Origin of the sequence: Nocardia sp. 852002-51101_SCH5132738 (assembly GCF_001665695.1) — a bacterium.
GTDB lineage: Bacteria > Actinomycetota > Actinomycetes > Mycobacteriales > Mycobacteriaceae > Nocardia > Nocardia nova.
The window spans coordinates 1-23,756 of record NZ_LZML01000108.1 but is presented as its reverse complement, the minus strand read 5'-3'; the positions used below and the strand labels follow the sequence as shown (position 1 = coordinate 23,756).

Genomic DNA, 23,756 nt, shown 5'->3' with positions numbered 1-23,756 from the left:
GCGGCCCGAGCAGGCTAGGATTCGCCCATGCGTTCGATTACGGTCGCTCAGCGACGCGCGCGGCTGGCGCGGCGGCATCGGCTCGCTGTCGAATCCCGCGGTACCGATCCCGCGGATATCGCCGATTCGATGGTCGCCCTGCACGCCACCGATCCCGCGACGGTGTTCCTCGCGGTCGGCGCCCGCACGCGTGGCCTGGCTCCGGCGGACGTGGAGCACGCCCTCTACGAGGATCGGTCGCTGCTGCGGCTGCTGGCGATGCGCCGGACCATGTTCGTCGCGCCGGTCGTCATGGTTCCCGTCCTGCAGGCCGCGGTGGCCGACGCGCTCGCGATCAAGCAGCGCCGCGCCTACGGGAAGTATCTGGCCCAGGCCGTCGAGGGCGATATCGATGCCTGGCTGGCCGACGTGGCCGACGAGACCCATCGGGAACTGCTGGCCCGAGGCAGCGCGACCGGCGCGCAACTGTCGGCCGCCGTGCCCCGGCTGCGCACCCAGGTCGACACCGCACCCGGCAAGCCGTATTCGAAACCCACCAACATCACCACCTGGGTGCTGCTCATCCTCGGGTGCGACGGGCTGATCGTGCGCGGCCGTCCCAACGGCGGCTGGACCAGCAGCCAGTACACCTGGGCGCCGCGCGAGGCGTGGCTACCCGCCGACGCCGAGCCGATCGCACTCGACGCGGCGCGCGCCGAACTGGCCCGCCGCTGGCTGCGCAGCTTCGGACCGGCTCCCGTCGAGGATCTGACCTGGTGGACGGGGTGGACGAAAACGGATGTGCGCAAGACGCTTTCGAGTCTCGACCTCACCGAAGTCGACCTCGACGGCAGGCCCGGAGTGATGCTGTCCGACGATACGGATCCCGAACCCGAGACCGAACCGTGGGCGGCGCTCCTGCCGGCCCTGGATCCGACTCCGATGGGCTGGCAGTCGCGCGACTGGTTCCTCGGCCCGCACGCCCCGGCCCTGTTCGACACCAACGGCAACATCGGCCCGAGCATCTGGGTGGACGGCCGCATCGTCGGCGGCTGGGCTCAGCGCGCCGACGGCGAGATCGCCTGGCGGCTGCTGGAGGACGTCGGCGCCGATGCGAAAGCGCTGATCGACGCCGAGGTCGAGCGCACCGCCGCCTGGTACGGCGACGTGCGCGCCATCCCCCGCTTCCGCACCCCGTTGGAGCGCGAACTCACCAGCTGATCCGCCCTCACATGTCCAGGCCGAGATCCAGCACCCGCACCGAATGAGTGAGAGCGCCGACCGCCAGATAGTCGACGCCGGTGCGCGCGTAGTCGGCGGCGGACTCGAGGGAGAGCCCGCCGGAGGATTCGAGTTTCGTGCGCGGCGAGCGGCTGTTGCGGCGCTGGACGGCTGCCTGGGTGGCCCACAACGGGAAGTTGTCCAGCAGCACCAGTTCCACATCCTCGGCGAGTACGGCGTCGAGCTGATCGAGGCTGTCGACCTCGACCTCACATTCGATATCGGGATCCAGTTCGCGCACCGCACGCAGCGCGGCGACCACCGATCCGGCGGCCACGACGTGGTTGTCCTTGATCAGGGCGGCGTCGCCGAGGCCCATCCGATGGTTGACGCCACCGCCGACGCGCACGGCATACTTCTGCAGCGCACGCAGCCCCGGCAGGGTTTTGCGGCTGTCGCGTATGCGGCACTCGGTGCCCTCGACGGCGTCCACCCAGGCGGCGGTGGCGGTGGCGATTCCCGACATGTGGGTGACCAGGTTGAGCATGGTGCGCTCGGCGGTCAGCAACTGCCGGGTCGGCGCGACGACCGTCAGCACCGCGTCGCCCGGGCCGACGCGAGTGCCGTCGGCGACGCGATCGGTCACCTCGTAGTTCCCGGCGCCGATCACCTCGTCGAGCACCAGCAGCCCGACGTCGATGCCGGCCACCGTGCCCGGCTGGCGTGAGACCATCGCGGCCTTGACGGTCGCCTCGGCGGGAACCGTTGCGGCCGAGGTGATGTCGGGCCCGTAGCGCAGATCCTCGTCGAGGGCGGTGCGGATCAGGGTGCGCAGTTCCCCGGGGTCGAGTTGCGGGTCCAATGCCATCATCTACTCCTCAGCAGGTGGTGCGTGGCGGCGGTCATCGGGTGCTCACCGCCGGCAGCGGGTCCGCGGCGGGGAGCGGATCGGCGACGACCTGCGGACGGCCGTCGTCACCGAGCCGGATCGCGACGCTGCGCCGCAACTCCTCGCGCGGATCGGGGTAATCGGATCGGGTATGGCAGCCGCGGCTTTCGGCGCGGGCGGTGGCCGCGAGGAGCAGGGTCCGCGCGGTCAGGGTCAGGGCGGCGTCCTCCACCGCGGCCAGCACGCCGGCCTGCTCGCCGTGGAGCCGCGAAATCGCCTGCACTGCGGCTGTTTCCGGCGCGCGGCCGCCTCCGTCGTCCGCGGGATCGGACGGCTCCGCGCCGGTAACCCCTTGTGTCACAGCGCCTTCCGCAGCATCCGCGGCCTCGGATTTCCCGGATCCGCCACCGCGCAGATGCAGGACGCGCAGCATCGCCCCGCGCAGCCCGTCACCGTCGCGCACCACGCCGGCGTGTGCCGACATCAACTGTTGCAGGGCGGTGCGGTCGATGCGCGGCAACGACAGCTCCGGCACCGTGGTCACCTCCGATGCGGAGGCGCTCCGCTCGGCCGCGGCGGCACCCACTCGCTCGCCGACGACCAGGCCCTCGAGCAGGCTGTTCGATGCCAGCCGGTTCGCGCCGTGCAGACCGGTGCGCGCCACCTCGCCGGCCGCGTACAGGCCGGGGACGGCGGTACGCCCGTGGGTATCGGTGACGACCCCGCCGCACTGGAAATGCGCGGCCGGCGCGACCGGGATCAGGTCGGCACGCGGATCCAGGCCCGCGGCGCGGCACGAGGTGGTGATCGTCGGAAATCGTTGTGCGAAACCGTCGATCGCGCGAGCGTCGAGATACACATGATCGGTGCCGAGCTGTCGCATCCGGGCGGCGATGGCCTTGGAGACGATATCGCGCGGCGCCAGATCCCCCCGCGGATCGACACCGGCGGTCACCGAATCACCGTTCGAATCGACCAGCACCGCGCCCTCGCCGCGCACCGCCTCGCTGATCAGCGGTCGCCGGCCCAGCCCGCCGGGACTGAACAGCACGGTGGGGTGGAACTGCACGAATTCCAGATCGGCGACCAGCGCACCGGCCCGCAGCGCCAGCGCGATGCCGTCGGCCGTGGCCCCGGGCGGATTGGTACTGCAGGCGTAGAGCTGGCCGAGACCGCCGGTGGCCAGCAGGACAGCCGGCGTGTGCACGATGCCGAACCCCTGGTCCGACACCACGATCACACCGCGCACACCGTCGGGCCCGGTGACGATGTCGAGGGCCGCGGTGCCGAACAGCACGGGCAGGCCGGCGGCGTTGAGCGCGCGCTGCACCTCGGCGCCGGTGGCGTCACCACCGGCGTGGATGATGCGGCGAGTGCTGTGCCCACCCTCGCGGGTGCGCGACACCTGGCCGTCGCGGCCGAGATCGAAGACCGCGCCCAGGTCGGTCAGCGCCGCGACGGCATCCCGGCCGCCCGCCACGATGGAGCGCACCGCCTGCGCGTCGCACAGTCCCGCCCCGGCGTCGACGGTGTCGGCGACATGGGAGTCGACGGTGTCGCCGTCGGGCGCGACGACCGCGATCCCACCCTGTGCGTATTGCGTGGACGTATCCGTCGGGCCGCCCTTGCTCAGGGTCAGGACCCGCAACCCCCGCAGCGAGGCGGTGCGGGCCGCGGTCAAACCCGCGACACCGCCACCGATCACCACCAGATCAGCTTCGGCTTCCCAGCCGATCGAAGGCGTCATCATCATCGATCGAACCTTTCCGGCCCGCCCGGAGGCGGGTGCCGGTGCTATTCGCCGCCGCCGGGATTGCCGATGGCGATCATGCGCTGCACCGAATTGCGTGCCAGCGCTGCGGTTTCCGGATCGACGTGCACCTCGTCGACGTTGTCGGTCAGGCATCGCAACAGCGCCGCCGGGGTGATCATCTTCATGTACTTGCAGGCGGCGCGATCGTTGACCGCCTGGAAGTCGATGTCCGGCGCGGCCTTGCGCAGCTGATGCAGCATGCCGACCTCGGTCGCGACCAGCACCTGCTTCGATTGCGCGTTCTTGGCGGCGTCGATCATGCCGCCGGTGGACAGGATGTGCACCCGGTCGGCCGGGAAGGCACCCTCGCCGGCGAGGTAGAGAGCCGACGTGGCACACCCGCACTCGGGGTGCACGAACAGTTCCGCATCGGGATGGGTGCGGGCCTGTTCGGTGAGCTCGTCGCCGTTGATCCCCGCGTGCACGTGGCATTCACCGGCCCAGATGTGCATGTTCTCGCGACCGGTGACGCGCTTGACGTGCGCGCCGAGGAACTGGTCGGGCAGGAACAGCACCTCGCGGCCGGGATCGATCGACGCGACCACGTCGACGGCGTTGGACGAGGTGCAGCAGATGTCGGTCAGGGCCTTCACCGCGGCGGTGGTGTTCACATACGACACCACCACGGCGCCGGGATGCTCGGCCTTCCACGCGCGCAGCTCGTCGGCGGTGATGGAGTCGGCCAGCGAACATCCGGCGCGCTGATCCGGAATCAGCACGGTCTTGTCCGGGCTCAGGATCTTCGCGGTCTCGGCCATGAAGTGCACACCGCAGAACACGATGGTGTCCTCGGGGACATCGGCGGCGATCCGCGACAGTGCGAGGGAATCGCCGACGTGATCGGCGATGTCCTGGATCTCGGGTAGTTCGTAGTTGTGCGCCAGGATGGTGGCGTTGCGCTCGCGCGCGAGTCGCTTGATCTCGGCCGCCCACTCCGGTGTGGCCTCGACTCCGCCGTAACCGGCCGGACCGTCGACGACCTGCGCTGCGAATGCCTGCGTCGGTGACGCCATGGCATGCTCCTTCCTCATGCGCCCGGCACCCTCACCGGTCGCATCACCCCGGGCCGATTAGCTTCAACCCGGTTTTCGACTTACAATCGAAAACGTGGCCCATAGTAGCACCATTCACGAATCGCTCACCGCGGTGTTCCAGGTTCGTCGCTTCATGGACACCGTCACCGCAGGTCCGGAGGGTGATCGCTCGGTGATTGCGAGCGAACCGGTGGATCCACAGAGTCCGCGCGGCAATCACGGGCGACGCACCGAACTCGGGGTGCTGCTGTGGCAGCGGGCGATGGAACCGCAGACCGGCACCTGGTCGCTGCCCGGCGGCCGGCTGCGCGACGACGAGGATCTCGACACCTCCGCCCGCCGTCAGCTGGCCGAGAAGGTCGACGTGCGGGAGCTGTGGCATATCGAGCAGCTGTCGGTCTTCAGTGATCCGCATCGCGTGCCCGGGGTGCGCCGCATCGCCTCGGCCTATCTGGGTCTGGTGCCGCTGACCGCGGACCCGCAACTGCCCGCCGACACCCGCTGGCATCCGGTTTCCGCGCTGCCGAACATGTCGTTCGACCACGGCACCGTCGTCCATCACGCCCGCACCCGGCTGGCGGCGAAGCTGTCGTACACCAATATCGCCTTCGCCCTGGCGCCTTCGACGTTCACCATGTCGACCTTGCGCGAAATCTATTGCACCGCTCTGGGTTACGAGGTCGACACCACGAATCTGCAGCGCGTGCTGAGTCGCCGCAAAGTGATCACGCCGACCGGGGAGACCGCCGCGCCCGGTAAATCGGGCGGGCGGCCGGCGGCGGTCTATCGGTTCACCGACGACGAGATTCGGGTCACCGACGAATTCGCGGCGTTGCGCCCCCCGGGGTGAGCGGTCTCCGCCGCTGTGTGAGCGGACCGCCCGCGGCAGCGGGGTCACTGCGAACGATGTGCGCCGACCGCCGCCGACGCCTGTGGTCCGCGCACGGTAGCGTCGGCGGAATGGAATCGCTGATGCACCGGATTCTCGATATCGCGCCGGTGTGGATCTACCTGACGGTGGGCCTGCTCGTCTTCGCCGAGGACGCGATCTTCGTCGGCTTCGTGATTCCGGGCGAGACGGCGGCCGTCCTCGGCGGTGTCGCGGCCAGCCAGGGGCATGTCCTGCTGTGGGTGATGATCCTGCTGGTGGTGGCCGCAGCGATCATCGGCGACTCGGTGGGCTACGAGGTGGGCAAACATTTCGGCAGCCGCCTGCTCGCCGCCTCCTACCTGGACAAGCACCGCGGTCGCCTGGACAACGCTCAGGAGTTCCTCGCCCGCCGCGGCGGCTGGGCGGTCTTCCTCGGCCGCTTCACCGCCTTCTTCCGCGCGGTGATGCCGGCCCTGGTGGGCGCCTCCCGCATGCCCTACCCGAGGTTCCTCTCGTTCAACGCCTTCGGCGGCATCGTCTGGGGAACGACCTTCGTGGTCCTCGGCTACATCGCCGGCAATTCCTACGAGAAGGTGGCGAAGACCGTCGGCCGCGATATGGCGATCGCGGTCGTGGTGATCGTCGTCGTGGCGCTGATCGTGTGGAAGCTGCGGGAACGACGCCAGGAGAAGAAGATCGAATCCGAATACCACGCCACCCACGACGGTCGGTGAATCCCCTACCGCCGGCTCACCACTGCCGATCCCGATGCTTGACCGTGCGCCGATAGGTGCGCTTGTTCGCCACCGGCTGCGCCGCAGCGGACCGGCGAAGTTCGTGCCGACGCCGCCACGCGGTGAGATCGGGCCGTTCGAGCTGTTCGGTTGCCGCGCAATCACTTCCGATTCGCGCGTTCGCTCCTGCCATTCGTATACACCTCCCCTCCTGGCTGATCCGCCGCAACGGTAACCACCGCGAGCCCGGATCGCCATCGAATAAGCGGCGATCCGGGCTGCCGGCAGCGGTCAGCCATGCCGCGCACGACAGCATTCACCCAGTGGCGCAACGTGGTCGGCGGGATTCAGCGCTGCGAATCGGCGTTCTGATAGGACCCGGGCCGATGGTAGGGGCCGTAGGTCACCTCGGAAAGTGGCGTGTGGGGTGCGGGTTCCGCCGTGTCACCGCGGCCGCTCCCGAGGTCCTCGGAGGTGCTCAGCGCCGACAGCAGGAGGATGACCAGTCCGGCGATCAGCGGTTGCAGCAGGAGAGCGGTCCAGCCTTCGACGGTGGGCGCGAGCTCCACGACGGTGTGCACGGGCGGGTTGTGTGAGCGGGGGTGGATCCAGCGCGCGACCTGTTCGCCGAACCACGACATCACCCAGGCCCCGGCCAGCGAGCCGATCAGCAGACTCGCCAGCATGATCGGCCCGCGCATCACGCGCCAGCGCCACACCGCGGCGGCGGTGAGCAAGCCGACCACGAAACCGACGCAGCCGAAGATCGCGACCGCGTCGAAGCGGTGCGCGCTTTCGCCGGTGAGCGCCATACCGCTACCGGGTTCGACGACGAAGACCTTCTCGGTCGGGGCGAGCATGGCCCACACTCCGCCGCCGATGATGCTGACCACCAGCACCGCCGCGACGATTCCCAGCGCCGCCCGCAGCTCGCGCGGTGCGGGAGAGGCTGCGGCGGCGCCGCGGGAGGTCATCAGCGATGGTCCAGGCTGTGGGAATCGATCACCCCGTGCCGGGAGCATTTAGCCCACCAGCCGTCCGGACTCACCTGCACGATCATCCGGCGGCCGCAGTGCTCGCAGTAACGCGGCGGTTCCAGGCCCAGGGCCGCGGCCGCCGGCACCGGATCGTCGAGACCCACGACGATCCGCTTCCCCGTGTACGGGTTGTAGCGCTCTTGCATATCAGGCTGTGGCATCTGGACCACCATTCGCGAAACCCCTTATGAAGTGCAGCTCTCCAGCTGCTCGACAATACCCGAACCGCCGCGGCCGCGGACGCTCAGAGGGTCTCGTTGAGCGCCTTGATCGGCATCTTCAGATCGGTGAGCAGGTCCAGATCCGCCTCGGCGGGACGACCGAGGGTGGTCAGGTAGTTGCCGACGATGACGGCGTTGATCCCGCCCAGGATGCCCTGCTTGGCGCCGAGGTCGCCCAGGGTGATCTCGCGGCCGCCGGCGAAGCGCAGGATGGTGCGCGGCAGCGCGAGCCGGAACGCGGCGACGGCGCGCAGCGCGTCGGCCGCGGGCAGCACCTCGAGGTCACCGAAGGGGGTGCCCGGGCGCGGGTTGAGGAAGTTCAACGGAACCTCGTCGGGCTCCAATTCGGCCAGATCGGCGGCGAATTCGGCCCGCTGCTCCAGGGTTTCGCCCATACCGAGGATGCCGCCGCAGCACACCTCCATACCGGCCTCACGCACCATGCGCAGGGTGTCCCAGCGCTCCTCCCAGGTGTGGGTGGTGACCACGTTCGGGAAGTGCGAGCGGGAGGTCTCGAGGTTGTGGTTGTAGCGGTGCACGCCCATGGCGGCGAGCTGATCGACCTGTTCCTGGTTGAGCATGCCCAGCGAGCAGGCGACCTGGATGTCGACCTCGTTGCGAATGGCCTCGACGCCGGCGGCGACCTGCGCCATCAGGCGCTCGTCCGGACCGCGCACGGCGGCGACGATGCAGAATTCGGTCGCGCCGGTCTTGGCGGTCTGCTTCGCGGCCTCGACCAGGCTCGGGATGTCGAGCCAGGCGGCGCGCACCGGCGACTGGAACAGACCCGACTGCGAGCAGAAGTGGCAGTCCTCGGGGCAGCCGCCGGTCTTGAGCGAGATGATGCCCTCGACCTCGACCTCGGGGCCGCACCACTTCATCCGCACCTCGTGCGCGAGCTCCAGCAGCGCCTCGAGCTGGTCGTCGCCCAGGCGCAGCACCTCGAGGGTCTGCTCCTGAGTCAGCCCGACGCCACGTTCGAGAACCTGCTCACGCGCGGTGGCCAGAATGTCGGTCTTCACGGGTGCCTGCGTCACAGCACGAATCCCTTCTTTCGGCCGGTGCGGCCGTGCCCGTAGTGGCATGGACTGGGCCCTCCGTGGTTACGCAGGCTGCCGCCTCCGGGCCTGCGCGTCCATGCCGTGCAACTTGAACGGTGTTCAGGCTAGGGTAGCGGGGTCAGTGAGTCAAAACATACGAGGGGTAGAAGTGCAGCTACATCGGGCGGATGTGATCGACGGCGCCATCGCCATCCTCGATCAGTACGGGCTCGCCGATCTGACCATGCGCCGCCTCGCTACCGCTCTGCACGTGCAGCCGGGCGCGCTGTACTGGCATTTCCCGAACAAACAGGCGCTGCTCGGCGCGGTCGCCGACCGCATCCTCACCCCGATGGACGAGCCCGTCGCCGCCGAGGACTGGCCGGGCCAGATCAGCGAACTGGCGCATCGGCTGCGTTCGTGCCTGCTGGCGTATCGCGACGGCGCGGAGGTGGTCTCGGCCACCTACGCTTCCCGGCTGACCACCAGCAAGGGCCGGGAACGCTTGGCCAGTGCGATGATTCGCGGCGGCATGACGCGCGAGGAGGCCGATCTGGCCGCCTACACGTTGCTCTACTACGTACTCGGCGAGACGGTGGACGAGCAGTCGCGGATGCAGATGGACTCCGCGGGCGCACTGGCGGAGGAGGATTCCCCGCTCTACGAGAACACCTCGGCCACCGAGCGGTTCGACTTCGGACTGCAGTTGTTCGTGGGCGGGGTACTGCATCTGCTCGGGAGCCGGGTGCGCTAGCCGGACATTTCGGACGGTAGTATTCGGGACCGTCATCCCCGGCGGCGCGGGAATCCGGTGGGAATCCGGGACGGTCGCGCCACTGTGACCGCGGCGGCCGCTGATGCGGACCGGTGCGGGAGTCAGACCTCGGTCGCCGGGCACTGCTCTGAAAAGGTCGCGTGATGCCTGTGGAGTTCCGGCGATGAACCGCGTCCGGACAACGATCGTCGTTCCCCTGACGCTGGCGTCGCTGCTCGTCGCTATGGTCGTGGCGACCGCGTGCGGCGCCGAACCGCTGCCGATTCGAGCAGTGATCGAAGTGCTGGGCGGACATCTGAACGGCGGCGGTGCGGTCGATCCCGCCTTCGACACCATCGTGTGGCAGTTGCGGGTGCCGCGCACGATACTGGCCGCCGTGGTCGGCGCGGGACTGGCGCTCGCCGGTGCCGCCATGCAGACCTTGGTGCGCAATCCGCTGGCCGATCCCTATCTGCTGGGTGTGTCCTCGGGCGCGGGGGTGGGCGCCGCGGCCGTGATCACGTCGGGCCTGTTCGCGGGTGCGGGCATCTGGGCGCTGTCGGGCGGCGCGCTCGTCGGCGCCTTGGTCGCGGCGGCAACGGTTTTCGCGATCGCGATGGCGCAGGGCGGATTGACGCCGCTGCGTCTCGTCTTGACCGGAACGGTGCTGGGATCGGCGTTTTCGGCACTGAGCAGCTATCTCATCTTCCGCAGCGCCGATCCGAAGGCCGCGCAGTCGGTGCTGTTCTGGCTGCTCGGCAGCCTGGCCGGGGCGGATTGGACCCGAATCGCGATGCCCGCCACCGTGGTCGCGGGCGCGGGCGCGGCGCTGTTCGCCGTGCACGGCTGGCTCGACGCGCTGAGCGTGGGCGCCGATACCGCCGCATCGGTGGGAGTGCCGGTGCGGGCCGTGCGCTACGGGCTGTTCACCGGGCTGGCGATTCTGGTCGGCGTCCTGGTGGCGGTGTCCGGCGGGATCGGTTTCGTGGGTTTGGTGGTACCGCATGTGGCGCGGATGCTGGTGGGCTCCACCCATCGGCGATTACTGCCGGTCGCCGCGCTGTGCGGTGCGCTGTTCCTGGTCGTGGCCGACGCGGCGGCCCGGATCCTGGTGCGGCCCACCGAAATTCCGGTCGGTGTGCTCACCGGGCTGATCGGCGCACCGGTGTTCCTGCTGCTGATGGGTCGGCGGCACTACCGGTTCGGTCCGGCATGATCCGCCGTCTCCGGACCCGCGAGCCCGAACCTGTGGCCGGTGTGCGGCTGCCCACTGCGAAGGCGGCGGAGTCCGCGCCCGCTGTTCTCCGGATCCGGCAGCTGGCATGCGGGCCCCGCCACCGGGACGTGCTGACAGGCGTCGATTTCGGCGTCGAGCCCGGTGAAGTGGTCGGCATCGTCGGGCCGAACGGCGCCGGGAAATCCACGCTGCTGCGCACGCTGGGCGGACTGCTGCGCCCACGGCAGGGCCGGGTCCTGGTGAACGGCGAAGCGCTGCACGCGATGTCACCGCGACGGCGCGCTCGCCTGGTCGCCATGGTCGGACAGGACGACCAGCCGCCGGCGGATCTGTGCGCCGGTGAGGTGGTCGCCTTGGGGCGCACGCCGTATCTGCCGTCGTGGGGCGCCGGTAGTCCGGCCGAACGCCGCGCGGTCGGCGAGGCCTTGGCGGCGGTCGATCTCGACGGCTTCGCAGAGCGCCCGGTGCGGCGGATGTCCGGCGGTGAGCGGCAGCGGGTGCTGGTGGCCCGGGCGCTGGCGCAGGCGAGTCCGCTGCTGTTGCTCGACGAGCCGACCAATCACCTGGACATCACCCACCGGCTCGCGCTGCTGAATCTGGTTCGGGGACTGGGCCGCACGGTCGTGGTCGCCCTGCACGATCTGACCTTGGCCGACCGTTACTGCGATCGGGTTCTGGTCGTGCACGACGGATCCGCATCGGATCCGCGTCCGCCCCGGGAGGCGTTGAGTTCCGAGGTCCTCGCCGCCGTCTTCGGTGTGCGGGCGGCGCGCGTGCGACATCCGGAGACGGGTGCGACACATCTACTGCTGGAACCGAATTCCGAGGCTGCGGGATGAGGTACCGGCACTGCTGCGGTGACCCGAGCCGACCGCACCGCCCGACGCCGCCCGGGGCCCACCCGCCGCTCGCGGACGTCGGTCATCGTGATTCCGGCACCACCCGGCTCACCGCTGCCCGGAAACGGCGGCGCATATGCCGGCCGTCCACCGTGCACGAACCTCGCCGGCGCCGCGAACCCGGCAGCTGTAGTCCCGAAAACCGTTGAAGGTGGACGATATGCAACTTCTGCGTTGGCTCGCCGTCGGGTCGACCGTCGCGTGCTTGGTGGCGTGCGGCCCCGCGCAGCCTTCGGACGGCAACCTGACCCTGACCAATTGCGGTGAACAGGCACGCTTTCCGGCTCCGGCACAGCGCATGTTCGTCAACGACACCAATATGGTCGCGATGACGCTGGCCTTGGGCGCACAGGATTCGGTGGCCGCCGTGGCCGGTCTGCAACAGGGCGTCGCGACCCTGCGGCGCCACTACGGTGACGTGGTCGATCGCCTGAACAATGTCGCGCCGACCTCGCCGTCGCGGGAGACGGTGCTCGCCCACCGCCCCGATGTGATGGTGGCCGGCTGGAACTACGGCTACAGCGAGGCCACCGACCTCACCCCGGATACGCTGCGCGCCCACGGCATCGCGCCCTACATCCTCACCGAGAGTTGCCGCCCGCACGCCGGTCAGCGGCAGCGCGGCACCGTCGAGCCGTGGGCGGCGCTGCGCGCGGATCTGTCGAATCTGGGTGCGATCACCGGCCGTCCCGATCGGGCCACCGCACTCGTCGCCGACATCGATACCCGCCTCGAGCGATTGCGCGCGGCACCGCGGGCCGCGACACCCCCGACCGTGTTCGTCTTCGACAGCGCGAGCGACACCATCTTCTCCAGCGGCAGATTCGGCGGACCCCAGGCCGTACTCGAGGCCGCGGGTGCCCGCAACGCACTCGACGATGTGGCCGACACGTGGACTACGGTGTCGTGGGAACGCCTGGCCGCCGCCGACCCGGACGCCATCGTCTTCGTCGACTATCCGGGGCAGAACTTCGCCCAGAAGGTGGAAGCGCTGCGCGCCAAACCCGGAATCAACCGGCTGCGCGCCGTCACGCACCAGCGGTTTCTCGATCTGCCCTATGTGCTGTGGACGTCGAGCCCACTCAACATCGATGCCGCCGAGCAGGTGCGGGCCCACCTCGAGCGGTGGAACATGGTGCCGCCCTCGGGAATTCGCCCGGCCTTCGACGACGCCGTGCGCTGAACCGCCGGTTCACGGCATGCCCATGGACTGCTCGGAGTGAACCAGCCCGATGAACGGCACGACCTGCTGCGCGATCACCGTGTTGTATTCGCGGGGATGCTGGCGCGGATCGGCGTGGCCCGTGCTGCGGGTCAGCACCACCAGGAGTGTGCCGTCGACACCGCCGACGGTGTCGATCAGTGCGCGATGGGTGTATACGTCGTCCACGACGGAATCCCGGTACGGATTGTGCGGTCGGATGAACACGACGGCCGGGCGGGGTTTGCCGGCCGCCGGTTTCGCCAGCGCGCGCAGGTCGTCGATCGCGCCGCTGGCGACGATGGCCTTGAACTGATCTTCGATGAGGCCGTTGCTGGCGGCGTCGGTGTTGAAGATCTTCTGCCGCAGCACATCGGTGACGGTACGGCGCAGCGACGCGGTCCGGATGCCGGGCGGACTGGAACCGTAGTCGACGAATTGGTCATGCCGGGAATAGGTTTCCGCCAGCAGTCGCAGCCCCCGGCTCTCCCGCGTGCCCGGGAACCAGCCGAACCAGCGCAGCAGATCCTCGCCCTGGTCGCGGCTTTCCGGCCGCACCGCGGCCAGGTCGACCGGCGTGCAGTCCAGGATCACCCCCGACAGGGTGCGCGTGCTGTGGGTGTGGATGTGTTTGGCGATCTCGAGGGCGATCACCCCGCCCATGCTGTGGCCGACCAGCACCACCTTGTGGATGCGGGCGGCCTCGGTGACGCGGATGATCAGATCGCTGATGACCTTGGTGTCGATACCGGTGTTGTCGTATCGCACCGCCCACACCGAACCCAGTTGCCGCAGTGAGGGCAACGCGCGCGCGGTATCGGAGGCATCGAGCGAACCCAGGCCGACGAGGTCGAACACCGCGGTGTCGCGGTCGCTCGCCGCGGCCGGGCCGGAGATGGGCAGCACCGCGGGATCGGTGCGCGCCAGCCGTGCCTGCTCGGGGGAAACGTCGTAATGCCAGTACTGCGCGAACACGACCAGAACGACGATCGGGACCAGTGCCGCCCGCAGCAGCACGCGCCGCGTCCGCCCCAGCGTCCGCCAGCGGTGCCCCACACGGGTTTCGGCCAGCCGGGCCCGCCGTCGCGCATCGTCGTAATCCGCGACCGTGGAAGGGTGCCGATCTCGCATGGACATCCCCACCCACTGTAAGGGCGTTCGCGACCGGCGCATCCCCTCCGCGCCGCGCCGCGGTGATACCCGATATCGATTACCGCTGGTCGTCGAGGAGGTGGCGAGGTGCGGCCTGGCGCCACGAATCGAGGATGATCGCCTCGAGTTCGGCCCGGTCGTCCAGGGCGGCCAGCCGGGCGCGCACCCACGCGTTACCGGCCTCGTGCGCGGCGATCCAAAATTTCCCGGGCTCGGCCACGACCAGTTCGTCGCGATCGACGATCGGGCAGCGCACCGCCATCGAGGTCTCTGCCTCGGGCAGCGTCAGAAACAGCTTGCCCGCGACCCGGAAAGTCGGCATCCCCCAAGCGAATTGCTCCGACGTCTCCGGCAGCGACAGGGCATAGTCGCGGGCATCCTCCCCGGTTGCGCTCATACCCCGCATCCTGCCAGGCCCCACCGACACGAACCGGGGCGTCGCCGCCTCGGCCGGCTCAGCCGAGGTATCGCCGCATCCAGTCCGCATGGAACCAGCCGGAGGCGGTATCGGCGAATCGCTCGGGCAGCCACTGTCCGGCGCCCTCGGGAATCACCCCGACGACCTCGACACCGGTGACCTCGGGCAGGTCGGTGCGGTTGCATTCGGAGGCGAGATCCGGTGCGCTCGGCCAGGATCCGATGACCAGTCCCGCGCAGCGCACACCGGCGGCGGCGAGGGCTCGGGTGGTGAGTTCGCTGTGGTTGAGGGTCCCCAAGCCCGCGGCCGCCACCACCAGTACCGGTGCGTCCAGTTTCTGCGCCAGTTCGAGCAGCGTGAACTCCCCGACGCGAACCAGCAGTCCGCCCGCGCCCTCGATCAGCGTGAGGTCGGCATCGGCCAGCGAGTCGATTCCGGCCACCGTCTCACCGAGAGTGAGCAACGGTTGCCCGCAGCGGCGGGCGGCCGTGTCGGGGGCCAGCGGTTCGGGATAGCGGGCCAGTTCGAGCGTGCGGGTCACGCCCGACAGCCGCTCGATCACCGCGAGGTCGCCCGGTTCGTCCGGAGCCACGCCGGTCTGTGCGGGTTTGCAGACCGCGACCGTGCGCCCGGCCGACCGCGCCGCCGCGGCCAGCGCGGCCGTGACGACGGTCTTCCCGACGTCGGTCGAGGTTCCCGTGACGATCAACCTGCTCATAGCGTCTCGCTCCTGTCGTTCCTCGCATCACTCAGGCGGCCTGCGGATCCCGCGCCGCGGTCAGCACCTCGTCCAGCACCGTGGCGATGGTCTCCATCTCGGCATCGGTGAGGTCGGCACGCGCGGTCAGCCGCAGCCGCGAGGTGCCTTCCGGCACCGACGGCGGCCGGAAGCAGCCCACGCTCAGACCGCGCTCCCGGCACTGCTGCGCGGCGTCGTAGGCGACCTGCGCCTGTCCCAGCACCACCGAGACGACCGCCGAATCCGGTTGCGGCACACCGGCGATGCGCGCGATATCGGCGGCCCGGGTGAGCACTCGCCCGCCCAGCTCCGGTTCCTTGCGCAGCAGCCGCAGGGCCGCATGTGCGGCGCCCACCGCGGCGGGCGCCAATCCGGTGTCGAAGATGAACGTGCGCGCGGTATCGATGAGGTGGGCGCGTACCCGCTCGTCGCACAACACGATTCCGCCCTGCGCGGCAAGGGCTTTCGACAAGGTGGCTGTGACGATCAGATCCGGTTGCCCGGCCAGGCCGAGTTCCTGCACCAGGCCGCGACCACCGTCGCCGCGCACGCCGATGCCGTGCGCCTCGTCGACGATCAGCACCGCACCGTTCGCGCGGACCACCCGATGCAGATCGGCCAGCGGCGCGAGGTCGCCGTCGGCGCTGAACACCGAGTCGGTGAGCACCAGCGCGCGGTCCTCCGTGCGCTGCGACAGCAACCGGTCGACCGCCTCGACATCGCGATGCGGCGCGATCTCCACCCGCGCCCGCGAGAGTCGGCAGGCATCGACCAGCGAGGCGTGGCTACCGGCATCGGAGACCACCAGCGCGCCGCGCCCGGCCAAGGCGGTGACGATGCCGAGGTTGGCGGCATAGCCGGAGGCGAAGACCAGGCCCGCCTGCGCCCCCACGAAGTCGGCCAGGTCGGCCTCGAATTCCTCGTGCGCGACCGTGGTGCCGGTGACCAGCCGCGATCCGGTCGCACCGGCGCCCCAGGTCCGGACCGCCTCGACCGCGCCCGCGATCACCTCGGGGTGCCGCGACAGGCCCAGGTAGTCGTTGGAGGCGAGGTCGATGAGATCGCTGTGCGCCGGTCGCGCCCGCAGCTGCCGCCGCAATCCGGCGCGCACCCGGTCACCCGCACGCTCGTCCAACCAGCTCAACGGATCCTCGTTCACAGCTCGGAAGCATACTTGAACGCCGTTCAGGACGATTGCGGCGGGGCCTCGATCGAACCTGTACAGGTCACCGCGGCGGGTTCCAGTCGAGGGCCCGATCGAAGGCACGCAGCATGGCCCAGCCGGGCATCAGCCGCAGCGCGGTGTCGCGAGCCCGGACGGCGGGCGGCCACGACCATTGCGCGACCGTCCCGATCCGCCGCGAGCGATGAGCGAGCGCGCGGGTACGCGGGCGGCGCAGCGAGTCGTAGCCGCGCAGTGCGTCCTCGACCCCGCGATCGTCGAGCAGCGCGGCCAGGGTGGCGGCATCCTCGAGCGCGAGATTGGCGCCCTGTCCCATATTCGGCGTCATCGCGTGCGCGGCGTCGCCGAGCAGCGCGACGGGACCGCGCACGAATGTCGGCAGATCGGGAAGCTCGTAGATGTCGTGACGCATCACCGATTCCGGCGACACCGCCGCCAGCAGCCGCGGCACCGGATCCGGCCACTCACCGAAACGCCTGTGCACTTCCGCGAATTCGCCGTCTGCCCCGCGCTCACCTTCGGCGGCGTTCACCGCGCCGAACATGTACACCCGATGGTCGGACAGCGGGACGATGCCGAAAATCTCACCGCTACCCCATATCTGGCCGCCCTGGCGAAGTTCGGGCCGCGGCGCGGTGACCATCCGCCAGGCGGTGTATCCGGCATAGCGGGGCGGGTGGGCGTGCGGACAGACCGCGGCCCGCACGACACTGCGCAGGCCGTCGGCCCCGATCACCAGATCCGCCGTCTCCGCTCCCCCGGCATACAGAACCCGCGCTCCCCGCCCGCCATGTTCGCTCGCCGCGCGCTCCGCGGGCACATCCCGCACCGGCTCCCGCGCGTTCGCGGCGGTATTCGGCCCCTGTCCACCATCGGACGCCCGGACATCTCCGGTGGTGTCACGCGCCTCCGGAGTCTCGTCTTCCGCGGCGTTGTGCCCGGGCACACCCGTTGCCGGCGCCGGGCCGCCGTTTCCCGATGCCGTTGTCTCCCAACTACCTTCGGTGTCGACGCCGGTGACGGTGCGTCCCAGGCGCAGCCGGTCGTCGCCGAGTGCGGTGCGCAGGATATCGAACAGGTCCGCGCGATGCACGGCCACCACCGAGCCGTACCGCTCGGCCACTTTCCCGGTGTCGGTGCGGGTCAGCCAGCGGCCGGAGCGGTCACGGATTCCGCCCCCGGTGTCGGCCATCGCGCGCGAGCGCACCCGCGCGCCCACTCCGATCGCGTCCAGGGCACGTAATCCGTTGGGCCACAGTGTCAATCCCGACCCCGCCTCGCCGATATCGGCGGCCCGCTCCCAGACCTCGACGTCGTGCCCGCCCCGATGCAGCGCGATCGCGGCGGCCATTCCGCCGATTCCCCCGCCGACGACGATCACTCGCAGTGCCCGCATTCCCCACTCCTCGGCTCCTAGGCGTCGGAGTCCAGCCAAACACACCGCGCCTACCGCCGCAGGCCACGGCGGGGTCACCCGCCGACGCGCGCATATGCCAGCCGGCACAGATCCACCGGTTGCAGCGCATCGGCGCGCCTCCACCAGCCTGCCGGTACCGCCGCGCGGTGACTGATGTGCTCGACGGTGGTGAATCCGTACCGATGCAGGACGTCGTCGAGGGTTTCCGGAGTGAAGGTGCTCAGCCACGGTTCGCCCTGGGCACTGGTGACGGGCTGGACGGATTCGGCGTAGGCGTGTCCGTTGCCGTCGCGCAGTGCCGGATCGAGCATGTACTCCATCACCAGTTCCGTGCCCGGGGCCAGACCGGAGAGGCCGGCCAGCGTGGTGCCGATCGCCTCGGCGGTGAGATACATGCTGACGCCGAGCCAGCTGATGAGCGCGGGACGTGCGGGCTCGAATCCGGCATCGGCCAAATGCCGCGGCAGATCGTCGCGTTCGAAATCGACGGGTACGAAAACCACCTCCCCGACCGGGCGGATATCGCCGATGGCGAGAATTTCCCTTTTCCACCGCTGGGTGCCGGGATGATCGACCTCGAATACCCGGATCCCTTCGGCCGCATCGCGATATCCGAAACTGTCGAGTCCCGCCCCGAGAACGACATATTGCGCCGCAGCCGATTCTGCGAGGCGCTGTTCGACCCAGTGGCTGCGCACCGTCGCCTGCGCCCGGACCGCGGCGAGCAGCGGATGGTCGCCGTGCTGCAGGTGGTAGCCGATGAGCTCCTCCGCATGCGGGCCGAGCAGGGCGGATGCCATGGTGTCGCGGAACAGATAGGGCTCGCTGTCGATCAGCAGGTGGGCCGCACGGGCCGCGGCCGCCATCATCGCCGTGCGACTGGGTTCGGTGCCGATCATCGAATTCCCTTTCACCGTCCGAAGGAGCCGGTGGATATCACCGCGCGAATGCCGATGATAGACAGGAATTTTCGTGCCCGCTGTCACCATATCACACGAAAATAAATTTCCGATATACGACGAACCGCGCGCCGGAATGGAATTCGGCTCAACCGGCCGCGGCGGTGGCGACCACACCGGCGGCGATGCGGGCGATATCGTCGGCACTGCTGATGAACGGCGGCATGGTGTAGACCAGATTGCGGAACGGCCGCAGCCACACGCCGGCCTCGACGGCGGCGCGGGTCGCGGCGACCATATCGATCGCGTGGTCGAGCTCCACCACCCCGATCGCGCCGAGCACGCGCACGTCCACCACGCGCGGATTATCCTGTGCCGCAGCAAGTCCCGTTTTCAGACCCGCTTCGATCGCGGCGACCTCGCCCGCCCAATCCCGCGAGAGCAGCAGTTCCACCGAGGCGACCGCGACCGCGCAGGCCAGCGGATTGCCCATGAACGTGGGCCCGTGCATGAGCCCGCCGTGGGCCGCGCTGACGGTCTCGGCGATGCGGGTGGTGCACAAGGCGGCGGCCAGGGTCATATATCCGCCGGTGAGGGCCTTGCCCACGCACATCACATCGGGCGCCACCCCGGCGGCCTCGGCGGCGAAAAACGTTCCGGTGCGGCCGAATCCGGTGGCGATCTCGTCGAAGACCAGCAGCACGCCGTGCTCGTCGCACAGGCGGCGCAGCTCGTTCAGGTAGCGCGGATGATGGAAACGCATTCCGCCCGCGCCCTGCACGACCGGTTCGACGATCACCGCCGCGGTCTCGTGCGCATGCGCGGCCAGCATCCGGTCGAGCTCCGCGACGTAGCCGGGATCGAAGTCGACCGGCGGTACGGGCGCGAAGATCTGCTCGGTCAGCACATCGGTCCACAGCGAATGCATGCCACCCTCGGGATCGCACACGCTCATCGGGGTGAAGGTGTCGCCGTGATACCCACCGCGCCAGGTGAACAGCCGCCGTTTCTCCGGCTGTCCGAGCGCCCGCCAGTACTGCAGGCACATCTTGGCCGCGACCTCGACCGAGACCGAACCGGAATCGCAGAGGAACACCTTGTCCAGACCGTCGGGAGTCAGCTCCACCAGCAGTTGGGACAGCCGCACGGCCGGTTCGTGGGTGAGCCCGCCGAACATGACGTGACTCATCCGCTGCGACTGCTCGAGCAGCGCGGCATCCAGCACGGGGTGCCGGTAGCCGTGCACCGCCGCCCACCACGAACTCATCCCGTCGACCAGTTCGCGGCCGTCGGCCAGGGTCAGGCGGGTGCCCGCGGCCGAGGCGACCACCAGCGGTTCGGTGCTCGCCGGGAAGCCGCCGTAGGGATGCCAGACGTGCGCGGCGTCGAGGGCGGCGATCTGGTCGGCTGTCAGGGCCACGCGGATCCCTTCACGAAATGGTCTTGAACGCCGTTCAAGTTATCACCGCGGCGAATCGGGTGTGCGCGGGGCCGCCGCGCGATATCTTTGACTCGGTCAAAGAACTGCGAAGGGAGGGTCGTGACGATCCCCGCGCTCGATCACGACGACGTCGGCGCCGTGCGCGCGTTCAACCGCCGCTACACCCGGTTGATCGGCGTCCTCGAGGAACATCTGCTCGACAGCGACTTCTCGCTCACCGAGGCGCGAATCCTGTTCGAACTCGCGCACTCCGGACCGCTGGGCGTCCGCACACTGCGTACCGACCTGGGCCTGGACCCCGGCTATCTGAGCCGGATCCTCGCCCGCTTCGAGAGTGCCGGGCTGGTGCGCCGGCACCGCTCCGGCTCCGACGCTCGCCTGCAACTCGTCCAGCTCACCGACGCCGGGCGGGCCGCGGCCGACGATCTCGACCGCCGCTCCGCGCACGACATCGCCGCGCTGCTGGCCGGGCACAGCGCCGCGGACCGGCGTCGCCTGCGCACCGCGATGCGCACGATCGAACAACTGCTCGACCCGGCCACCGCGGCGAACCGCGCAAGTTCACCAGCGGCGAGCCGCGCAAGTTCACCAGCGGCGAGCCGCGCAGATTCACCAGCGGCGGGCCGCGCGAACACGGCAACGGCGAGCAGCCCGAACATCCCAGCGGCAGGCCGCGCCGGCTCACGAGGCGCGAGCGGCGGGAGCGAGGTCCGTCTCCGATCTCCCCGTCCCGGCGACTACGGCTGGATCATCCAGCGCAATGCGGTGCTCTACGCCGCCGAATACGGCTGGGACACCGACTACGAGGCGCTGGTCGCGAAGATCGTGGCCGACTTCCTGGCCGGGCACGATCCGGAAAGCGAGCGGGCGTGGATCGCCGAGACCGGCGGCGCGGCGGCCGGTGCGGTGTTCTGCGTGCGCGAGGACGACACCACCGCCCGGCTGCGGCTGCTGCTCGTGGAACCGTCGGCGCGTGGGCTCGGCGTCGGCACCGCACTGGTCGAGCAGTGCCTGCGATTCGCGACCGAGGCCGGATATCGGGACATGGTGCTGTGGACCAACGATGTGCTCACCGCGGCGCGGCGGATCTACCAGCGCGCCGGATTCGAGCTCGTCGATTCCCGGCCACACCACAGTTTCGGCGCCGACCTGGTCGGGCAGACCTGGCGGCGCAGCCTGCGGTAACCACGGTGCCGCGCAACCCGCGCGGACCGTCGGCCGCGGCCGGGCCATCGATAGCCACCGGATTACCGGCCCGGCTCGACCCGGCCCACCCGCACCGGCGGCTCCGGCGCGACGGTTACTGTCGATATATGGTTCGGCCCGATACATCCGGTGAGATGACGCCTCTCGGCGTCTGGCCGGGTGCCGCCTATCCGCTGGGCGCGACCTACGACGGCGCCGGCACCAACTTCTCGGTGTTCTCCGAAGTTGCCGAGCGGGTCGAGCTGTGCCTGATCGATCGTGCGGGCGGTGAGCACCGCATCCCGCTCGACGAGGTCGACGGATACGTCTGGCACGCCTATCTACCCACCGTCGCCCCCGGGCAGCGCTACGGGTTCCGCGTGCACGGCCCCTACGATCCCGCCCGCGGTCTGCGTTGCGACAGCAGCAAACTACTGCTCGATCCCTACGGCAAGGCCTTCGCGGGCCGATTCGCCGCCGACGCCACCCTGCACACCTACGGCGCGGATACGCTGGGACACACCATGACCGGCGTGGTGGTGAACCCGTACTTCGACTGGGCCGGTGACCGCGCACCGCGGCGGCCCTATCACGAAACCGTCATCTACGAAGCCCACGTCAAGGGTATGACGATGACGCATCCGGCGATTCCGCAGCGACTGCGCGGCACCTACGCGGGCATCGCGCATCCGGCGATCATCGACCATCTGCTGTCGCTGGGCGTCACCGCGATCGAACTGATGCCGGTCCACCAGTTCCTGCACGACCGGATCCTGCTCGACCGCGGACTGCGAAACTACTGGGGGTACAACAGTTTCGGCTATCTGGCACCACACCACGAATACGCCGCCGACCCGCGGGCCGGGGCCGCGGTCACCGAATTCAAGGCGATGGTCCGGGCGCTGCACAGCGCGGGCATCGAGGTGATCCTCGACGTGGTCTACAACCACACCGGCGAGGGGAATCACCTGGGACCGACGATCGGCCTGCGCGGGATCGACAACGCGGCGTATTACCGTCTGGCCGAGGACGATCCGGCGCACTACATGGACTACACCGGCACCGGCAACAGCCTCAATGTGCGCCATCCGCACACCCTGCAGCTGATCATGGATTCGCTGCGGTACTGGATTCTCGAGATGCACGTCGACGGCTTCCGCTTCGATCTGGCGGCCACGCTGGCGCGCGAATTACACGATGTGGACCGGCTTTCCACCTTCTTCGATCTGGTGCAGCAGGACCCGGTGGTCAGCCAGGTCAAACTGATCGCCGAACCGTGGGATGTCGGCGAGGGCGGCTACCAGGTCGGGAACTTTCCGGGGCTGTGGACCGAGTGGAACGGCAAGTACCGCGATACCGTGCGCGACTACTGGCGCGGCCGACCGGCGACCCTGGGCGAATTCGCCTCCCGGTTCACGGGCAGTTCCGATCTGTACGAGGCCACCGGCCGCCGCCCCGGCGCGAGCATCAATTTCGTGACCGCCCACGACGGGTTCACACTGCGAGATCTGGTGTCCTACAACGACAAACACAATCACGCCAACGGCGAGGACAATCGCGACGGCGAAGACTACAACCGGTCCTGGAACTGCGGTATCGAGGGTCCCACCGACGATCCGGAGGTCTGTGCGCTGCGAGATCGCCAGAGCCGCAACATGATCGCCACGCTGGCGCTGTCGCAAGGCACACCCATGCTGCTGCACGGCGACGAGATCGGGCGCACCCAGCAGGGCAACAACAATGCCTACTGCCAGGATTCGCCACTGTCCTGGATGGATTGGGGCGCCGCGCAGAAATACGCCGACCTGCTGACGTTCACCCGCACCGCCTTCGCGCTGCGCCACGCCCATCCGGTGTTCCGGCGCCGGCGCTTCTTCGACGGACGCCCCGGCGAACTCCCCGACGCCGCACCCGACGAACTCCCCAGCGCCGGCGATATCGCGTGGTTCACCCCCGGCGGCACGGAGATGACCACCGCCGACTGGAATACCGGCTTCGCCCGCTCCCTGGCGGTGTTCCTCAACGGCGAGGCGATCGCCGAACCGGGCCCGCGCGGGGAACGAGTGCGCGATGATTCCTTCCTGCTGTGTTTCAATGCCCACGACGCACCCCTCGAATTCGCCGTACCCGGACCGGAATTCGGCGCGCACTGGACGGTGGCGCTGGACTGCTCGACACCCACCGGGCGCACAGATGCCACCTACCCCGCAGCGGCTACGGTCGCCGTACCCGCTCGCTGCCTGCTCGTTCTCCGCCGTACCGAATCCACACCGATATCGAGATGACAGACACCCCTTCCCCTGAACACCGCACCGGCCCGCCCGCGCCGTTACCCGGGCTCCAGTCGATGTCGAAGAAATGCGCGAATTTCGAATTCTTGCCGTTGCGCAGC

Annotated in this window: 23 protein-coding genes and 1 riboswitch; of the genes, 9 read left to right on the top strand and 14 right to left on the bottom strand. The window is 69.5% G+C overall.

Annotated features, from left to right (window positions below):
• The first annotated feature begins 27 nt into the window (after nucleotides 1–27).
• Complete coding sequence (locus tag A5789_RS16320; RefSeq protein ID WP_064904664.1) at nucleotides 28–1,200, top strand: winged helix DNA-binding domain-containing protein; 1,173 nt, start codon at nucleotides 28–30, stop codon at nucleotides 1,198–1,200.
• A gap of 7 nt (nucleotides 1,201–1,207) precedes the next feature.
• On the opposite strand, the gene nadC is transcribed toward A5789_RS16320, so the two are convergent.
• The 3 genes from nadC to nadA are packed head-to-tail and all read right to left on the bottom strand — an operon-like array spanning nucleotide 1,208 to nucleotide 4,915.
• Complete coding sequence (gene nadC, locus A5789_RS16315; RefSeq protein ID WP_030514654.1) at nucleotides 1,208–2,068, bottom strand: carboxylating nicotinate-nucleotide diphosphorylase; 861 nt, start codon at nucleotides 2,066–2,068, stop codon at nucleotides 1,208–1,210.
• Nucleotides 2,069–2,102: 34 nt separating this feature from the next.
• Entirely contained in the window at nucleotides 2,103–3,839 is a 1,737-nt protein-coding gene (locus tag A5789_RS16310) for an L-aspartate oxidase (RefSeq protein WP_064904705.1), read from the bottom strand.
• A 44-nt stretch (nucleotides 3,840–3,883) separates the two neighbouring features.
• The gene (gene nadA / locus A5789_RS16305) at nucleotides 3,884–4,915 is read right to left on the bottom strand and encodes a quinolinate synthase NadA (protein WP_030514656.1); all 1,032 of its coding nucleotides are present in this window, start codon (nucleotides 4,913–4,915) and stop codon (nucleotides 3,884–3,886) included.
• 94 nt (nucleotides 4,916–5,009) lie between these two features.
• Here nadA and A5789_RS16300 point away from each other — a divergent pair, with 94 nt between their 5' ends.
• Together A5789_RS16300 and A5789_RS16295 are read left to right on the top strand one after the other, a co-directional pair.
• Entirely contained in the window at nucleotides 5,010–5,786 is a 777-nt protein-coding gene (locus A5789_RS16300) for an NUDIX domain-containing protein (RefSeq protein ID WP_030514657.1), read from the top strand.
• A gap of 110 nt (nucleotides 5,787–5,896) precedes the next feature.
• Nucleotides 5,897–6,541 carry a DedA family protein gene (locus A5789_RS16295; RefSeq protein WP_030514658.1) on the top strand — a complete coding sequence of 215 codons (645 nt, stop codon included), beginning with the start codon at nucleotides 5,897–5,899 and terminating at the stop codon, nucleotides 6,539–6,541.
• A 16-nt stretch (nucleotides 6,542–6,557) separates the two neighbouring features.
• Here A5789_RS16295 and A5789_RS37345 read toward each other — a convergent pair whose 3' ends face one another.
• The 4 genes from A5789_RS37345 to bioB all read right to left on the bottom strand — a co-directional run bounded on the left by A5789_RS37345 (nucleotide 6,558) and on the right by bioB (nucleotide 8,836).
• Complete coding sequence (locus A5789_RS37345) at nucleotides 6,558–6,734, bottom strand: hypothetical protein (protein ID WP_181065140.1); 177 nt, start codon at nucleotides 6,732–6,734, stop codon at nucleotides 6,558–6,560.
• Between the two features lie 154 nt (nucleotides 6,735–6,888).
• Nucleotides 6,889–7,515 carry a DUF2567 domain-containing protein gene (locus A5789_RS16290; RefSeq protein WP_064904666.1) on the bottom strand — a complete coding sequence of 209 codons (627 nt, stop codon included), beginning with the start codon at nucleotides 7,513–7,515 and terminating at the stop codon, nucleotides 6,889–6,891.
• Nucleotides 7,515–7,739 (bottom strand): hypothetical protein, encoded by a 225-nt coding sequence (locus tag A5789_RS16285; RefSeq protein ID WP_030514660.1) that lies wholly within the window; start codon nucleotides 7,737–7,739, stop codon nucleotides 7,515–7,517. Before A5789_RS16285 ends, A5789_RS16290 begins: the two co-directional genes overlap by 1 nt.
• A gap of 83 nt (nucleotides 7,740–7,822) precedes the next feature.
• On the bottom strand, nucleotides 7,823–8,836 hold the full coding sequence (bioB, locus tag A5789_RS16280; protein WP_064904668.1) for a biotin synthase BioB: 1,014 nt from the start codon (nucleotides 8,834–8,836) through the stop codon (nucleotides 7,823–7,825).
• A 172-nt stretch (nucleotides 8,837–9,008) separates the two neighbouring features.
• On the opposite strand from bioB, the gene A5789_RS16275 reads away from it, so the two are divergent.
• From A5789_RS16275 to A5789_RS16260, 4 genes are all read left to right on the top strand, one after another.
• Nucleotides 9,009–9,593: a TetR/AcrR family transcriptional regulator C-terminal domain-containing protein gene (locus A5789_RS16275; RefSeq protein WP_030514662.1), complete on the top strand. Its 585-nt coding sequence runs from the start codon at nucleotides 9,009–9,011 to the stop codon at nucleotides 9,591–9,593.
• Nucleotides 9,594–9,641: 48 nt separating this feature from the next.
• Nucleotides 9,642–9,722: riboswitch (cobalamin riboswitch) on the top strand.
• A gap of 55 nt (nucleotides 9,723–9,777) precedes the next feature.
• The gene (locus A5789_RS16270) at nucleotides 9,778–10,809 is read left to right on the top strand and encodes an iron ABC transporter permease (protein WP_064904670.1); all 1,032 of its coding nucleotides are present in this window, start codon (nucleotides 9,778–9,780) and stop codon (nucleotides 10,807–10,809) included.
• Complete coding sequence (locus tag A5789_RS16265) at nucleotides 10,806–11,669, top strand: ABC transporter ATP-binding protein (protein ID WP_082940752.1); 864 nt, start codon at nucleotides 10,806–10,808, stop codon at nucleotides 11,667–11,669. The genes A5789_RS16270 and A5789_RS16265 overlap by 4 nt, the downstream gene beginning before the upstream one ends.
• A 220-nt stretch (nucleotides 11,670–11,889) precedes the next feature.
• A complete protein-coding gene (locus A5789_RS16260) occupies nucleotides 11,890–12,912 on the top strand; it encodes an ABC transporter substrate-binding protein (protein ID WP_064904707.1) in 1,023 nt (340 codons plus the stop codon).
• A 9-nt stretch (nucleotides 12,913–12,921) separates the two neighbouring features.
• Here A5789_RS16260 and A5789_RS16255 read toward each other — a convergent pair whose 3' ends face one another.
• The 7 genes from A5789_RS16255 to A5789_RS16225 form a co-directional block, all read right to left on the bottom strand.
• Nucleotides 12,922–14,067 carry an alpha/beta fold hydrolase gene (locus tag A5789_RS16255; RefSeq protein ID WP_063012947.1) on the bottom strand — a complete coding sequence of 382 codons (1,146 nt, stop codon included), beginning with the start codon at nucleotides 14,065–14,067 and terminating at the stop codon, nucleotides 12,922–12,924.
• A gap of 73 nt (nucleotides 14,068–14,140) precedes the next feature.
• The gene (locus A5789_RS16250) at nucleotides 14,141–14,479 is read right to left on the bottom strand and encodes an MmcQ/YjbR family DNA-binding protein (protein ID WP_064904672.1); all 339 of its coding nucleotides are present in this window, start codon (nucleotides 14,477–14,479) and stop codon (nucleotides 14,141–14,143) included.
• Between the two features lie 58 nt (nucleotides 14,480–14,537).
• On the bottom strand, nucleotides 14,538–15,218 hold the full coding sequence (bioD, locus tag A5789_RS16245; RefSeq protein ID WP_030514668.1) for a dethiobiotin synthase: 681 nt from the start codon (nucleotides 15,216–15,218) through the stop codon (nucleotides 14,538–14,540).
• A gap of 31 nt (nucleotides 15,219–15,249) precedes the next feature.
• On the bottom strand, nucleotides 15,250–16,398 hold the full coding sequence (locus tag A5789_RS16240; RefSeq protein WP_063012942.1) for an 8-amino-7-oxononanoate synthase: 1,149 nt from the start codon (nucleotides 16,396–16,398) through the stop codon (nucleotides 15,250–15,252).
• Between the two features lie 67 nt (nucleotides 16,399–16,465).
• Entirely contained in the window at nucleotides 16,466–17,818 is a 1,353-nt protein-coding gene (locus tag A5789_RS16235) for an FAD-dependent monooxygenase (protein WP_064904674.1), read from the bottom strand.
• 74 nt (nucleotides 17,819–17,892) lie between these two features.
• Nucleotides 17,893–18,738 carry an SAM-dependent methyltransferase gene (locus A5789_RS16230; RefSeq protein ID WP_197516621.1) on the bottom strand — a complete coding sequence of 282 codons (846 nt, stop codon included), beginning with the start codon at nucleotides 18,736–18,738 and terminating at the stop codon, nucleotides 17,893–17,895.
• Between the two features lie 148 nt (nucleotides 18,739–18,886).
• Nucleotides 18,887–20,158, bottom strand: a complete 1,272-nt coding sequence (locus A5789_RS16225) for an adenosylmethionine--8-amino-7-oxononanoate transaminase (RefSeq protein WP_064904676.1) — start codon at nucleotides 20,156–20,158, stop codon at nucleotides 18,887–18,889.
• Between the two features lie 120 nt (nucleotides 20,159–20,278).
• Between A5789_RS16225 and A5789_RS35670 the strand changes: the two genes are divergently transcribed.
• On the top strand, nucleotides 20,279–21,364 hold the full coding sequence (locus A5789_RS35670; RefSeq protein ID WP_227463177.1) for a bifunctional helix-turn-helix transcriptional regulator/GNAT family N-acetyltransferase: 1,086 nt from the start codon (nucleotides 20,279–20,281) through the stop codon (nucleotides 21,362–21,364).
• Between the two features lie 128 nt (nucleotides 21,365–21,492).
• On the top strand, nucleotides 21,493–23,649 hold the full coding sequence (glgX, locus tag A5789_RS16215) for a glycogen debranching protein GlgX (RefSeq protein ID WP_064904678.1): 2,157 nt from the start codon (nucleotides 21,493–21,495) through the stop codon (nucleotides 23,647–23,649).
• Nucleotides 23,650–23,756: the final 107 nt, after the last annotated feature.